Source organism: Ignavibacteria bacterium, from assembly GCA_016873845.1.
GTDB lineage: Bacteria > Bacteroidota > Ignavibacteria > Ch128b > Ch128b > JAHJVF01.
The window spans coordinates 32,231-45,865 of record VGVX01000005.1; the positions used below are offsets into that span (position 1 = coordinate 32,231).

A 13,635-nucleotide genomic window follows, 5' to 3' on the forward strand; every position below is an offset into this window, starting at 1 on the left:
CAGATGAAAAAAGGAAAAATACTTTGGGTCGATGATGAAATTGAATTGCTTCGTTCTCACATAATCTTTTTGAACGAAAAAGGTTATGATGTCGAAACAGTAACAAATGGAGAGGATGCAATTGATTTTGTCTCACGTGCTAAGTTTGACTTAATCTTTCTTGATGAAATGATGAGCGGAATGGGGGGGCTGGAAACTCTTGCAAAAATCAAAGAGATCAATTCTAATGTTCCAGTAGTTATGGTCACGAAGAATGAAGAAGAAACATTAATGAACGAAGCAATCGGAAGTAAAATTAATGATTATCTTTTAAAGCCAGTTAATCCGAGCCAAGTTTTATTAGTCTGTAAAAAATTCCTTGAGAAGAAAAACATTTCCGCCGAATATGTCTCAAAAGATTATCTTCAGGATTTTAATTTACTTTCTCAGCGAATTTTTTCTGAACTAAATCACGATGATTGGGTAGACATATATCTAAAACTAATTAATTGGGATTTAGAACTAACCAAACATTCAGATCTCGAACTCGAACATACTTTTCTCGATTTAAAACGAAATGCAAATAAAGAATTCTCAAAGTTCATTGAGCGAAATTACAGAAATTGGCTGAATTCGGACGAGTCACGTCCAAATCTCTCTATAGATGTGGTCGAAGATTCTGTTTTTCCGTTGCTGAAACAAAAGAACAATGTTTTCTTATTCGTCCTCGATTGTATGAGATATGATCAGTGGGCAGTGATGGAAGAAATGTTATATCCTTATTTTAATATTTCAAAAAAATCTTATTATTCAATTCTACCATCATCAACGCCTTATGCAAGAAACGCAATTTTTGCCGGCTTGTTTCCTTCTGAAATTGAAAAGTACTATCCAGAATTATGGACGCACCAGCATGATGATGAAAATTCACACAATAAACACGAAAGAGAACTTCTCGAGAAATTACTTGAACGGAAGAGAATTAAGCTCCATAGTGAACTAAAATATTTTAAAATTATTGATCCTGAGTACGGAAGAAATTTTGAGCAGAACATTCAAACACTAGTGAATAATAATTTAACTGCAGTAGTTGTGAATTATCTAGATATGATTGCTCACTCTCGCTCTGATTCAGCGATTCTTAAAGAGATTGCACCGAATGAAGCAGCATTTCGTTCACTCACGCAAAGTTGGTTTACACATTCATCTCTGTTAAAAACTTTTAGGAATCTTTCTAATCAAAAAAATGTACGCATAGTCATTACAACTGACCATGGAAGCATACGTTGTATGCATGGAGCAAAAGTACTTGGCGATCGAGAAGCACTGCCAAATCTACGATATAAGTTTGGCAGGAATTTAAAATCAGAAGCGAAGCAGGCGATATTTATTCGGAATCCGATTGACTACAAACTTCCGAAGAGGGGATTGACAATTAATTACATCATCGCAAAAGAAGATTATTACTTTGTTTACCCAACTGAATACAATAAATATTTAAATCTTTACAAAGATTCTTTTCAGCATGGCGGCATCTCGATGGAAGAATTAATACTTCCGATAATTACTCTCGAACCGAAATTATAATGCGCGGTAAATTTATTTCCAAAAGCGAATCAGAAACTTTTGAATTTGGAAAGAAGTTTTCCAGTTCTCTCAAAAAAGGGGATTTGGTTGCACTAATCGGTGAACTCGGTAGTGGAAAAACAATTTTTGTTAAGGGAATTTGTTCAGGATTGAATGCAATTGAAACTCCATTAAGTCCGACTTTTTCACTTATAAACAAATATCACGGAGAAGCAATAATTTATCATTTTGATTTTTATAGGATAAAATCTATTCAAGAATTGTATGATATCGGCTACGAAGATTATTTTTACAGCAAAGAAATTTGTTTAATCGAGTGGGCGAATCTCGTAAGGGAAATTCTCCCGAAAAATTATATTGAAGTAAAGTTCAAAAATCTTGAAACTGAAAATGAGAGGGAAATTACAATCAGAGACATTGCGCAATGAAACTGCTCGGTATTAGCACTGCTTTTCAGACTTTAAGCTTATCTATTTCAGATGGACAAAATCTAATGAGCGCTGTCTCGATTAAGGAGAGTCTAGCGTATGCCGAAAAAATTACTGGATTAATTTCGGATATCTTCGCTGAGCTGAAGTTTGAATTGCATTCGCTTGATGGGATTGCAGTAAATTTAGGTCCAGGAACGTTTACGGGATTAAGAATTGGTCTTTCGACTGCAAAGGGATTAGCATTCGGATCAGAATTGAAACTATATGGCTATACCTCATTTGAAGAATTAGTTTCCGCGGCAATCCGCATTAAAAATGTTTCGGGAAGAGTATCAGTTCTAATAGATTCACGAAAAGATGAATTTTATTCAGCAAATTATAATGTTTCGGGAGAAAAATTTACTTTAATTGATTCATTTGAATTGGTAAATTTACATGAAGCAATTCAAATTGGAACTGCTTCAGATTTTCTCATAATCCCTGAAGATTCCAAGTGTGTAGAAGAATTTGGAAAAATTTTGAAGAATATTGTTCGAGTAAGACCCAACTCTTTTTCTGGCTGCTTGCTCGTGCAAACCGATAAATGGAAATATCTCATTGATAATTTCGATTATCTCGAGCCAATTTATTTAAAAAACTTTGTGCCAAAAATTAGAAAGTAGATGGTTATGTTAAAACAAATAATTTTCAGTTTAGCTTTATTTTCGGTATCCGTATTTGCACAATTTATCACTCCGCAAATACACTTTAATTTTGAGAGTCACGATTTTGGTAAAATCGAACAGGGCGTAGTGATCGATTTCACATTTGAATTTTCAAATAGTGGAGGTGATACTCTTCAGATAACAAATGTCTCAACGTCCTGCGGATGCTCTGCCGCACTATTAACAAAGCGTTCCCTTGCAGCAGGAGAAAAAGGATCCCTGAAAGTTACATATAATTCAAAAGGTAAATTGGGAATGCAGTCGAATATCATATATGTTTACAGCAACGATCCAATCTATCCGCAAAAAGCAATTACGATAAAAGCAGACGTTTTTGTAAGTCAAGAAAAAGAAAGTAAGCCACAGCCCAAGATTGAGTTTGACAGGATCATACATGATTTTGGAATTATCGAAGAAGGGAAAATTTTCGACACTGTATTTAAATTCAAAAATATTGGGACCGATACGCTTGCAATAAATGATATACAAACATCATGCGGCTGTACAGCGGCGATTCCCAAGAAACGTAAACTTCCTCCAGGGGAATCGAGTGAAATCAGAGTCGAAATGGATACTGCAAATAGATTCGGTTCGATATCGAGAATGGTAACAGTAAAAACTAACGATCCAGATGTTCCGGAATTCCATCTTACATTAAGAGCAGAAGTTGTAAAAAGATAAGGAGTTTATAATGGCGTGGTTTAAAAGAACAAAAAGTGGTATTGAATCAGGCACCACTAAAAAAGAATTACCGGATGGGATGTGGATAAAATGCGATTCATGCAGCGAGATAATTCATAAGAAACAACTCGAGCAAAATCTTCACACATGTCCCAAATGTGATTTTCATTTTCGGATTGGAAGTGCCGAGTACATCGATATTCTGTTCGATAAAGGTTCATTCAAAGAGATGGACAAAAAAATGACTTCTGCTGATCCACTCGAGTTTACAGATTCAAAACAATATAAGGATAGAATAAAGGGAGCAATAAAGTCTACCGGTTTATACGATGCGGTTCGGACTGGAACCGGAAAAATCGATGGCGAAGAAGTTGTTGCTGCAATAATGGATTTTGCTTTTATTGGCGGCAGTATGGGCTCGGTAGTCGGAGAAAAAATTGCTCGTGCAATTGTGAAAGCCACTAAAACGAAAAATCCGTTAATCGTAATCTCTAAAAGCGGCGGTGCTCGAATGATGGAAGCTGCGCTTTCTCTTATGCAATTAGCCAAAACAAGTGCGAGATTAACTCAGCTTGCAGAAGCTAAAGTTCCGTATATTTCAATCATTACAGATCCAACAACAGGAGGAACCACAGCAAGTTATGCAATGCTCGGAGACGTGATTATCGCAGAGCCAGGTGCATTGATCGGGTTCGCCGGTCCGCGAGTTATAAAACAAGCGACCGGAAAAGATCTACCAAAAGGATTTCAAACTTCGGAATTTGTGCTCGAAAAAGGTTTCGTTGATTTTATATGCCACAGGAAAGAATTGAAGAACAAACTATTTCAGCTTTTACAGTTGTTTAAGAATTAGTTTTTGGTTCTTGGTTATTAGTTGTAGTTAATGGTTAATGGTTCGAAATTAAATAAATAGTTTAAATGGCTACTGGTTTAGACAATTTGTGGATTTACAAACTTGCGGAAGATTTGGAGGTAATGATTCATGAAGTCACACAATCATTTCCAAGAGATGAATTTTACCGTTCAGTTGACCAATTGCGGAGGTCATCATCAGTATCGAATAATATCGCAGAACATTATCATAAATCAACTACCAAAGAAAAAGTCAGATTTCTTCAGATTGCAAAAGGTGAGATGGAAGAAACTCGCAGGGGAATTCTTAAATCTGCCCGAAAAAAATTCTTAACTGAAAAGCTCGCCTCTGAAATTGCTGATAAATATACTGTATTGTTAAAAGGCTCAACTTCCTTTATTCGTTTCCTCGAGCTGAATGACACAAAAAATATTTCGAAGAAATAACTAAAAACCAAAAACCAAAACTAACAACCATTAACTAAAAACATAAATTTATACTCTCAGAAACTCACTATTTATGGAATCTTTTTTATAAGCGACCGGTGAATGAAGATAATAAAATCAATTTCTGACTTTAGAAAAAATCTCAGTCAGACCAAAAAAACGGGAAGCATAATTTCATTTGTTCCGACAATGGGTTTTCTGCATGAAGGTCATCTAAATCTTGTTCGATTTGCGAAACAAAACTCCCATGTTTGTGTAGTATCGATTTTTGTAAATCCAACTCAATTTTCACCGAATGAAGATCTCAATCGATATCCGCGTGATGAAGCACGAGATTTACATCTTCTCGAAAAAGAAAAATGTGACTTTGTATTCATCCCATCCATTGAAGAGATCTATGGATACAATTATCAAACATTTGTCTCTGTAAAAAATTATAGTCAATTACTAGAAGGTGAATTTCGTCCGACTCATTTTGAGGGTGTTGCAACAATTGTCTTAAAACTTTTTAATATTGTTCAACCTAATTTTGCAGTCTTTGGTCAGAAGGATGCACAGCAAGTATTTATCGTAAAAAAGATGGTCAAAGATTTGAACTTGCCAGTTGAAATCAAAGTGCAGCCGATCATTCGTGAAGCAGACGGCTTGGCAATGAGTTCGCGTAACATTTATCTTTCTTCCAACGAAAGAAAGGAGGCATTGGTAATAAACCAAGCACTTCACACAGCAAAAGCGTTATCCGAGACTGGTGAAAAATCTGTAAAGATTTTGAAAAACAAAGCGATAGAAATCATCTCACAATCAAGAATCGCTCAACTTGATTACGTGGAAGTCGTCGATGTGGAAACGTTTGAAAAAGTTGATAAAGTTGAATTTCCAAACACAGTCTATATGCTCGCGGCTGCCAGATTCGGAAAGACGAGATTAATTGACAATATCATCTTATGATATTAAGTCTGAGCATTTGTTCATTCATCATTTTTTGAAAATAATAGAAACAAATAATATATTGCATTTGTACAAGAAATTGTTTACTAATTGTAAGTAGTTTCATAAAGGAATAGTATGAAAATAAGATTTATCATATCGGTTCTATTGCTGGCATCATGTTTTGCCATAGCGCAATTGAAAAGTCAATTACCTCAGCAGCCGAACGTAGGTGAAGCAATGCTTAGTCGCCCTCAAAGCAGTATGTTGTTAGGATTTATAAATCCGGACAATTTTAGGATGTTCCATAGCTACAACATGTCATTCAGCACGTTTGGAGGAAACAGTATGGCACTTGGCGTCTATACCAACTCTATGTTTTACCAAATTGCAGATCCACTTTCAATGCAGGTCGATGTGAGCTTAATGCATTCTCCATACAACTCATTCGGAAAAGAATTTCAAAATGATTTCAATGGAATTTACGTAAGCCGTGCAGCTTTAAATTGGCGGCCAAGCGAAAATTTCATGGTGAATATCGAATATCGAAACATGCCGATGGGATTGAGTTATTTCAACCCATATTATAGATTCTCACGATATGGTAATTACTTCTATGATGCGAACGGATTTAATGATTGGTACATTGGAAGATAACTCATCGAAACAAATTATAATTTTTTTTCAAACCGAGTCATCTCGGTTTTTTTTATACTAAAGAAATAATTAAGTGGCAGCACAGAGTTCGGGCAAAAATACACTGTTAAACATTTTCCTATTTATATTTATAATAATAATCCTCTTTGTTGCATATACTATTTATTTAAAATTTTCAGTTAAAAGTCAGGAAGAATTAGAAGCAGAAAATCCAACTGGTGCAATAATTCAAGTGGAGGTACTGAATGGGACAAAAGTTCGTGGATTAGCAGAAAAAGTTACAAACTATCTTCGCAGTAAAAACATTGATGTTGTTCAGCAGGGAAATTATAAGCGAGACGATGTATTACAAAGTTATGTAGTTGATCGAATTGGTAATACATCTAATACCAAAAAAATTGCTCGAACATTGGGAATTAATTTTGAGCAAATTAGGACTGAGATCAATCAAGATTTCTTTTTAGACGTAACGATTGTACTTGGTGCAGATTATGAGAAATTTAAGTTAGAGTAGAAAATGTCAAGTGAATACTTAAAAGATCAGATTATTACTCACATTCAGGAGAAAAAAGGAGAAAAGATCGTTGTACTGAATTTAACCAAAGTTACAACGCTGGCGGATTATTTCATTATTTGCACAGGTAGTGTAGAGCCGCATATAAAAGCAATTCGTGATAATGTAGTCGACAAACTTTCTGAAGACGGAATAAAGTGCTGGCATATTGAGGGGAAAGAAGCTGCGAGCTGGGTTCTCGTAGATTACGTTGATGTTGTATTACATATTTTCAGCCCGCAAGCTAGAGAATATTACAAGCTCGAAAAGCTCTGGTCCGATGCCCAAAGAACTGAGATTGATGACGAGGAAAAACTCATTCAGTGAAAAAGTATTTATCCACTCTCTTTACAAACGCATCTAAAAAGCTCTCATACATTGAACCTAAAAAAGTTTATTTTAATGTTCCAAAGATCAAAGAGCATGGCGATTTAGCAACCAATTATCCACTTACTATCGCAAAAACTTTGTCCAGGAATCCCCGCGATGTAGCCCAGGAAATTATTTCAAATTTGACTGATCCTCAAGATGCAATTGAAAAAATTGAAATTGCCGGACCGGGATTTTTAAATTTTAAATTCAAAAAAGAGTTTATCTCCTCTCTTATCAAAGAAATCATCGATCAGAAAAGTGCTTTCGGCAGAAGCAATCTTCATTCAGGGAAAAAAGCGCAAGTTGAATTTGTTTCAGCAAATCCAACTGGCCCACTGACAGTGGGACATGGTAGAAATGCAGTATTCGGAGACACTATCGCAAATATCTTAGAATGGGTTGGATTTGATGTTGATCGGGAATATTATTTCAATAATGCTGGCAGGCAAATGCGCGTGCTGGGTGATTCTGTCCGACTTCGTTATTTATCTTTGTGCGGAGAAAGTGTCGATTTTCCGGAAGATTATTATCAGGGTGAATACATAACTGATATAGCCAAAACAATCTTTGATAAGCTTGGGAATAATCTTCTTGAATCGAAAGATGAAAATTACTTCAAAGAAATAGCCGAGCGCGAAATATTTAAAGATATAGCAGAAACACTAAACCGACTTAGTATTAAGTTCGATTCTTACTTTAATGAAAATACCCTTTATGAAGAAAAAAAAATCGATGATGTTCTGCAGAAACTCAAATCCTTGGGTTTCAGTTATGAAAGTGAAGGAGCAATTTGGCTTTCACTAAAAAATATTGGAATGGAGGCCGACAAAGTAATTGTTAAAAGCTCAGGAGAACCTACATACAGGCTGCCTGATATCGCTTACCATATTGAGAAATTCAAAAGAAATTACGATTTAATGATAGACATTTTTGGCTCAGATCATATGGCGACTTTTCCCGATGTGCTTGCAGGATTAAAAATCTTAGGTTACGATGAGTCAAAAGTTAAAGTGCTGATCCATCAGTTCGTAACAATAATGGAAAAAGGGGAAGTGGTAAAGATGTCGACGCGTAAAGCAAACTTTATCACCCTCGATCAACTGATTGATGAAGTTGGCGCTGATGTGGTTCGTTATTTCTTCCTGATGCGTTCAATTTCGAGTCATTTGAATTTTGATCTTGATCTTGCCAAGAAACATTCTGATGAAAATCCTGTTTTTTATTTGCAATATGCTCACGCCAGGATTTGCGGAATTTTAAGACTTGCCAAAGAAGAAGGGCACGATCCAACGGAGGATTTTAAATTACTAATTGAAGAAGAAGAGCTTGAGCTTATCAAACATCTTCAATTGTTTCCTGAAGTTGTTGAGTCATCAGCATCGAATTTCGAACCGCTGCTGTTGATTACATTTTTACATGATCTTGCGGGATTTTTCCACAAGTTTTATCACAATCACCGTGTGCTTGGACAGCCAAAAAATCTCACGGGTGCAAGGTTATCATTGTGCTTATCTTCGCAAATTGTTTTACAAAATGGTTTGAAAATCCTCGGTATTTCTGCCCCTGAGAAGATGTAATTATTCTGATCAACTAATCCGCCACTTATTTACGAAGCAGATTCTTGCGATTTATTTTTACGTAACAAGAAATAGACGAACAACACTCCGCAAATTCCTCCGATTAGATCTGCAATGAAATCCGAAAACTCACAAAACCGCCCAGGAATGAAATATTGATGTACCTCGTCGAAGATTCCATAAAGAGTTACTATAAGCAGGCTAAAATATGAATGACCGTTTTGTTTTAAACCAAATTTTTTCTGGATACGAAGAGAAAAATCAAGCAAGACCGCTAAGAAAAAATATGCAAGAAAATGCTGGGCCTTATCGCTCATTCCAACTTTTGGAAGTGAAGTAGTAGGAAGCGAAGTCAAAATGACTAATACAATCCAATAAACGCCTAACGTGAAGTAAATAAGTTTTTTGTGACCGTGAATAAAATTTAATACTGAATTCATATTTTTACACAATTATGCAATGGCTGAGGTGATTATTGAAACGGATGCCGCACCATTTTCAAATAAAATTTTTAAGCATTCCTGCGAAGTTGAACCGGTGGTACAAACATCATCCACAATTGCTATGTTTTTGTTTTTTATTTCAGAGTGGTTGATAATCACAAATGCTCCCTCCATATTTCTCTGCCTCTCTTCTTTTGACAAGAGGGTTTGAGTTTTAGTATTTCTGACTCTTTTTAGGATCTTTGTATCAATCGGCTTTTGTGTGAACTCATTTATTCCTCTGCAAATCATAAAGGATTGATTATATCCTCTTTCGATTTTCTTAATGTAGTGTAATGGGACAGGGATGAGGAAGTCGACTTTCTCAAACCAATCTAACTTAGATAAATCTTTTCCAATTTCATTTCCGATTTGGATACCGATTTTCGAAATCCCATTATATTTCAGCGAATGCACTAATCTCTGGAAGTTACCTTCTCTCGTGAATAAATATTTCGAGTAGAAGTTTATGACGATATCTGAAGCAGTAAAGTGCTCAGAATAAAAATTATCCAAATCAGTTTGATCGGCTTTTGTTAATTTTGAGATGCAGTCTTCACAAATTACAAATCTTGAGCGAGTCAGTTTTCTATCGCAGAGATGGCATAGATTGGGAAATAGAAAATCAACGCAGTCAATTAAAAAGTTTTTTACTGGGTTTAAAGTAAACCCAATCTTTTCCTGATAAACCATTCTGCTGCCAATAGAAAAATTACTCCGATTAAAAGATAAAATGAATTCCAAAACTGAATGGAATCATGTACTTCGTTTTCAACAATTCGTTGACTTAGAAATGAATTAATATCCGAGAAGAGTTTATCCGATGCTTCTGCAGAAAAATATTTTCCACCAGAAATCTCTGCAATTTGTTTCAGCAGCCCTTCATTCATAGTGAGATTTTGATATTCAAGTTCAGTTTCTGAGACAGAGAACTTTCCATCATCTGAATATTTTTGTCCTCCGTAGTCTGTTGAAACTTTGAGAGAATAATCCCCCTCAGTCAGATCAGATAAAGCAAATTGATATAACCCGCTGCCGATCGGCTCAAGAATTGCGTTAATAATTGGTTGATTCTCCTTGGAGATATCCAGCGAAATGTTTGCATTCGAAACTGCTTGATTGCTTTCATCATAAAACTGTCCCGATACAATTACACGTTCGGACGAGTCAAATATTTTTTTCGAGAGATTTAATTTTAAGTTTTTGGAGATCTCTGGCGAACTAAGCCATTTTATGGAGTTATTAATAAAATTATCAAAATATTCATTCTCGCTTGTTTTTAATGCGTTGAGCAATTTCAACCTCCATATACCAAAACCAATGAAAGCGATTGAACGATGACGATTTATTTTCCTTGAGAGAATTAAGGGTTGATTGACCCGATTATTTTGAATTTTGAAATATGAAAGAATTTCAGATTCAGGTTTGCTGCGGAAATCTCTATCGACACGAAAGATTGGGGGAAACGTATTCCAAATGTTAAAAGAATTTGATTCATCAATGTTCAAAATTTCATTCTTTGCTAAACCTTCTCTTATGTCAATAAAAATTTGCGACACATCTCCATACGGATTTCCCCACTCGAAAGGAAGATAATCGTTGAAAAATTGCAAGCGTGAAAAGTCACTTTCGTTAGATATTAAAGTAAATAAGGGAAGATTTTTTCTTTGAATAATTGATTTTAGTTCATCAAGAAAGTTTTGTGAGGAATTTATTCCCGGGAATCCAACAAAGAATATAACGTCAGCTGAATCAAGAAAACTTTTATTAGTGCTATTCGGAAGAAATCCATGGCCAAGATTTTCGACAAGAGTTTTCACGTTGTAATCGTTTTTGGAAGTCAGACTCTGCTTGATAAAACTTAAATCAACAGATGCGCCAGATGCCACTAAAAGCACTTTTATTTTATTGCTTAAGACATTCACATATTTGGAAAGTGAGTTGTTCTTTGCAGTAACTTCATCAGTAAGTGCTTTAACATTAACTGTTAAACGCTTTTCACTATCTGACTTTGGAGTGTAATCAAATTCTATTTCATTGAAATTTCCAATTAGCTTAATTTTTTTCGCATCAATTTGATTCCCATCTTCTAATAAGAATACTTCAATTTCTCTCGCATCATAACCATTATTAACAATACTTATTTTTATAGGGGAATTATTGTCAACATATAGATTGTCATTTGTGATGATATCTTTTACAATCAGATCTTTTTGTTTATTCGGATTACCGACTCCAATAGTGAAAATCGGTACATTTAACTTTTCAGCGATATGAATTGGCTTATCACCTTTGTTGTAAATTCCATCAGTGATTAGAATTACATTCTGAAGGTTCTTTTCATCTTTTAATTTATTAAGAAGTTCTAAGGTTGAAGAGATATCTGTACTGGCTCCTGTAAATAGTAAATCATCTACAGGAGAAATTTGTGAATCTGAGATAGTTTCTGCAAAATGATAGAACTGATATTCAGCTTGATCGGAGCCGGAAACATTTTTCAAGTTATCAATAGCACGATTTAAAGAGTTTTGATCGTGCAGCATACTTTTACTGTTATCTATTAAAAAAATTGAAGTCGATTTCTTCTCCAGCACTGATGAAATATTAAAAGTTAATTCTGCTATTGCTAAAAGAATTCCAAATATCGCTAAGCCGCGCAGAACAGCAAGAAAGATTCTCCAATTAGATTCAATAGATGGAATTGTTCTTCGGTAATAAAAATAAACCGAAACTAATATCACTGCACAAAGCAGTATGAGAATGGAAGCTGACAGCCCAAAGGAGATCGAAATTCTCATTGGAGTAAGAAAAAGAGATTCAGTAAAAGTCATTTACCGTTGAGATTCCACTTTTTTAGATGCGGAAGAAAATCGTATGCGGTTAGGTCATATTGAATTGGAGTAACCGAAACAAAATTTTCGTGAGTTGCAATTACATCTGAATCGATTTCTATATCGAGTTTTTTGAGAGAGCCAGTCAGCCAAAAATATTCACGCTGGTTTGGATCGATCCGCCGTTCGTAAATATCGTTCCACTTCGATCTACCTTGCCGAGTCACTGTGATACCTCGAATTTCACTTTCAGGCACAGCGGGAATATTTACATTTAATAAAACGCCGGGCGGAAGCCCTTTTTCTAAAACTTCTTTTGAAATTTGTTTTGCAACTTTTTGTGCATAAGAAAAATCTTCAGGTTCAAAAGTGGTCATACTGAAAGCAATCGATGGAATATCTAAAATTCTTCCCTCGGTTGCAGCAGAAACCGTTCCGCTGTAAAGAACGTTTATTGCAATGTTCGCCCCATGGTTAATTCCTGAAACTACTAAGTCAGGCGGGTCATCCATCATAGATGAAATTGCGAGTTTGACACAGTCTGCGGGTGTTCCGGTAACAGCGTATCCAAACAATTCATCGTTTACAAAATGCGGTTCGATTCGTAACGGAGTTTGAACTGTGATTGCATGTCCAACGGCACTTTGCTGTTTGTGCGGGGCATAAACAACTACTTCACCTAATTCAAGCATAGCATTTCGTAATGCAACGATTCCCTTTGACGATATTCCATCATCGTTTGAAACAAGTATCTTATATTTTTTCTTCATGAAACAAATTTAGAGATAATATCATTTTGGTTCAAACGTTAAGATATTATGTTCAACTAATTAAACATATCAATTGCACTCGGTAGTCAGATATTTTTAACAAACCAATTATGCAGCGGCAGCATGTCCTTAAAAATCTTAAAAGTAAAACTTACGGGATTACTTTTTAATAATTTGGAATGATCATCTTCATAATATAAATACAAACCGCTGTGTAAAAGGTATTTTGATCGAGGTAGGTTATCTGGATAACCTTTTGGAATTTTTTTGTATGATTCTCCGCCCAGCTTAAATTTTTTATTTTTTGTCAGCTTAGTAACAATTGTGTGAAGTTCTTTGCCTTTTCTTTGGTCAGCAACTGCATCGCGAAACTTTTTCAAATCTTCTTTTGATAACATATACATTCCGACCCCAATGAAGAAGAGCTTTGGTTCAATGTGGAAGTAAAATCCGGAGCTGTCCATTTTCTTTCGCGTGCCTTCCCAAAAATAGATCCCGAGATTTGTCTTGTAAGGAGCTTTGTCTTTGCTGAACCGAACGTCTCTGTGAATTCGAAAGATTGATTGATCAATTTTTGGAATTGCATTTATTTGTGGGGCTATATCCTGCAATTTCGAGCCCATTTCCAGAACAAATTTCTGTGCAGGTTCAAGAAAATGCATCTCAAATTCTTGTCGATGACTTTCGAACCATTCGCGGTTGTTGTTTCGAGAAAGTCTTGTTAAAAAATCTATTGTTACTTGTGGAAAATCGTTTGCTGTATTTTTTGTTTTCATTTTTTTGTC

General features: G+C 35.3%; 16 protein-coding genes. 11 read left to right on the forward strand and 5 right to left on the reverse strand.

What is annotated here, in order from left to right; genetic code table 11:
- Positions 1–3 precede the first annotated feature (3 nt).
- The 11 genes from FJ213_02490 (at position 4) to FJ213_02540 (ending at position 8,767) form a co-directional block, all read left to right on the forward strand.
- Positions 4–1,566: a bifunctional response regulator/alkaline phosphatase family protein gene (locus FJ213_02490; protein MBM4175028.1), complete on the forward strand. Its 1,563-nt coding sequence runs from the start codon at positions 4–6 to the stop codon at positions 1,564–1,566.
- Positions 1,566–1,994, forward strand: a complete 429-nt coding sequence (gene tsaE / locus FJ213_02495; protein MBM4175029.1) for a tRNA (adenosine(37)-N6)-threonylcarbamoyltransferase complex ATPase subunit type 1 TsaE — start codon at positions 1,566–1,568, stop codon at positions 1,992–1,994. Before FJ213_02490 ends, tsaE begins: the two co-directional genes overlap by 1 nt.
- On the forward strand, positions 1,991–2,659 hold the full coding sequence (gene tsaB / locus FJ213_02500) for a tRNA (adenosine(37)-N6)-threonylcarbamoyltransferase complex dimerization subunit type 1 TsaB (protein MBM4175030.1): 669 nt from the start codon (positions 1,991–1,993) through the stop codon (positions 2,657–2,659). The genes tsaE and tsaB overlap by 4 nt, the downstream gene beginning before the upstream one ends.
- Complete coding sequence (locus tag FJ213_02505; GenBank protein ID MBM4175031.1) at positions 2,660–3,382, forward strand: DUF1573 domain-containing protein; 723 nt, start codon at positions 2,660–2,662, stop codon at positions 3,380–3,382.
- Positions 3,383–3,392: 10 nt separating this feature from the next.
- Complete coding sequence (locus tag FJ213_02510) at positions 3,393–4,235, forward strand: acetyl-CoA carboxylase carboxyltransferase subunit beta (GenBank protein ID MBM4175032.1); 843 nt, start codon at positions 3,393–3,395, stop codon at positions 4,233–4,235.
- Positions 4,236–4,300: 65 nt separating this feature from the next.
- On the forward strand, positions 4,301–4,681 hold the full coding sequence (locus tag FJ213_02515; protein ID MBM4175033.1) for a four helix bundle protein: 381 nt from the start codon (positions 4,301–4,303) through the stop codon (positions 4,679–4,681).
- 102 nt (positions 4,682–4,783) lie between these two features.
- Positions 4,784–5,629, forward strand: a complete 846-nt coding sequence (locus FJ213_02520; protein ID MBM4175034.1) for a pantoate--beta-alanine ligase — start codon at positions 4,784–4,786, stop codon at positions 5,627–5,629.
- Positions 5,630–5,746: 117 nt separating this feature from the next.
- Entirely contained in the window at positions 5,747–6,265 is a 519-nt protein-coding gene (locus tag FJ213_02525) for a hypothetical protein (GenBank protein MBM4175035.1), read from the forward strand.
- Between the two features lie 73 nt (positions 6,266–6,338).
- The gene (locus tag FJ213_02530; GenBank protein MBM4175036.1) at positions 6,339–6,779 is read left to right on the forward strand and encodes a LytR family transcriptional regulator; all 441 of its coding nucleotides are present in this window, start codon (positions 6,339–6,341) and stop codon (positions 6,777–6,779) included.
- Positions 6,780–6,782: 3 nt separating this feature from the next.
- Positions 6,783–7,145 carry a ribosome silencing factor gene (gene rsfS / locus FJ213_02535; protein ID MBM4175037.1) on the forward strand — a complete coding sequence of 121 codons (363 nt, stop codon included), beginning with the start codon at positions 6,783–6,785 and terminating at the stop codon, positions 7,143–7,145.
- Positions 7,142–8,767 (forward strand): arginine--tRNA ligase, encoded by a 1,626-nt coding sequence (locus FJ213_02540; GenBank protein ID MBM4175038.1) that lies wholly within the window; start codon positions 7,142–7,144, stop codon positions 8,765–8,767. The genes rsfS and FJ213_02540 overlap by 4 nt, the downstream gene beginning before the upstream one ends.
- Before the next feature lie 29 nt (positions 8,768–8,796).
- Here FJ213_02540 and FJ213_02545 read toward each other — a convergent pair whose 3' ends face one another.
- From FJ213_02545 to FJ213_02565, 5 genes are all read right to left on the reverse strand, one after another.
- Positions 8,797–9,207, reverse strand: coding sequence for a hypothetical protein (locus tag FJ213_02545; GenBank protein ID MBM4175039.1), 411 nt, complete (start codon positions 9,205–9,207; stop codon positions 8,797–8,799).
- 12 nt (positions 9,208–9,219) lie between these two features.
- Positions 9,220–9,942, reverse strand: a complete 723-nt coding sequence (locus FJ213_02550; GenBank protein ID MBM4175040.1) for a ComF family protein — start codon at positions 9,940–9,942, stop codon at positions 9,220–9,222.
- Positions 9,909–12,080 carry a VWA domain-containing protein gene (locus FJ213_02555; GenBank protein MBM4175041.1) on the reverse strand — a complete coding sequence of 724 codons (2,172 nt, stop codon included), beginning with the start codon at positions 12,078–12,080 and terminating at the stop codon, positions 9,909–9,911. Before FJ213_02555 ends, FJ213_02550 begins: the two co-directional genes overlap by 34 nt.
- Positions 12,077–12,850, reverse strand: coding sequence for a 5'/3'-nucleotidase SurE (surE, locus tag FJ213_02560; protein ID MBM4175042.1), 774 nt, complete (start codon positions 12,848–12,850; stop codon positions 12,077–12,079). Before surE ends, FJ213_02555 begins: the two co-directional genes overlap by 4 nt.
- Before the next feature lie 86 nt (positions 12,851–12,936).
- Positions 12,937–13,626 (reverse strand): DUF2461 domain-containing protein, encoded by a 690-nt coding sequence (locus tag FJ213_02565; GenBank protein MBM4175043.1) that lies wholly within the window; start codon positions 13,624–13,626, stop codon positions 12,937–12,939.
- Positions 13,627–13,635: the final 9 nt, after the last annotated feature.

Bases quoted from the DNA above. Each gene is read 5' to 3' on its own strand.
- FJ213_02550 (MBM4175040.1), bottom strand. From the start codon at position 9,942: ATGGTTTATCAGGAAAAGATTGGGTTTACTTTAAACCCAGTAAAAAAC.
- FJ213_02520 (MBM4175034.1), top strand. From the start codon at position 4,784: ATGAAGATAATAAAATCAATTTCTGACTTTAGAAAAAATCTCAGTCAG.
- FJ213_02565 (MBM4175043.1), bottom strand. From the start codon at position 13,626: ATGAAAACAAAAAATACAGCAAACGATTTTCCACAAGTAACAATAGAT.
- FJ213_02515 (MBM4175033.1), top strand. From the start codon at position 4,301: ATGGCTACTGGTTTAGACAATTTGTGGATTTACAAACTTGCGGAAGAT.
- rsfS (MBM4175037.1), top strand. From the start codon at position 6,783: ATGTCAAGTGAATACTTAAAAGATCAGATTATTACTCACATTCAGGAG.
- surE (MBM4175042.1), bottom strand. From the start codon at position 12,850: ATGAAGAAAAAATATAAGATACTTGTTTCAAACGATGATGGAATATCG.
- FJ213_02505 (MBM4175031.1), top strand. From the start codon at position 2,660: ATGGTTATGTTAAAACAAATAATTTTCAGTTTAGCTTTATTTTCGGTA.
- tsaB (MBM4175030.1), top strand. From the start codon at position 1,991: ATGAAACTGCTCGGTATTAGCACTGCTTTTCAGACTTTAAGCTTATCT.
- FJ213_02555 (MBM4175041.1), bottom strand. From the start codon at position 12,080: ATGACTTTTACTGAATCTCTTTTTCTTACTCCAATGAGAATTTCGATC.
- FJ213_02510 (MBM4175032.1), top strand. From the start codon at position 3,393: ATGGCGTGGTTTAAAAGAACAAAAAGTGGTATTGAATCAGGCACCACT.
- FJ213_02490 (MBM4175028.1), top strand. From the start codon at position 4: ATGAAAAAAGGAAAAATACTTTGGGTCGATGATGAAATTGAATTGCTT.
- FJ213_02545 (MBM4175039.1), bottom strand. From the start codon at position 9,207: ATGAATTCAGTATTAAATTTTATTCACGGTCACAAAAAACTTATTTAC.
- FJ213_02525 (MBM4175035.1), top strand. From the start codon at position 5,747: ATGAAAATAAGATTTATCATATCGGTTCTATTGCTGGCATCATGTTTT.
- tsaE (MBM4175029.1), top strand. From the start codon at position 1,566: ATGCGCGGTAAATTTATTTCCAAAAGCGAATCAGAAACTTTTGAATTT.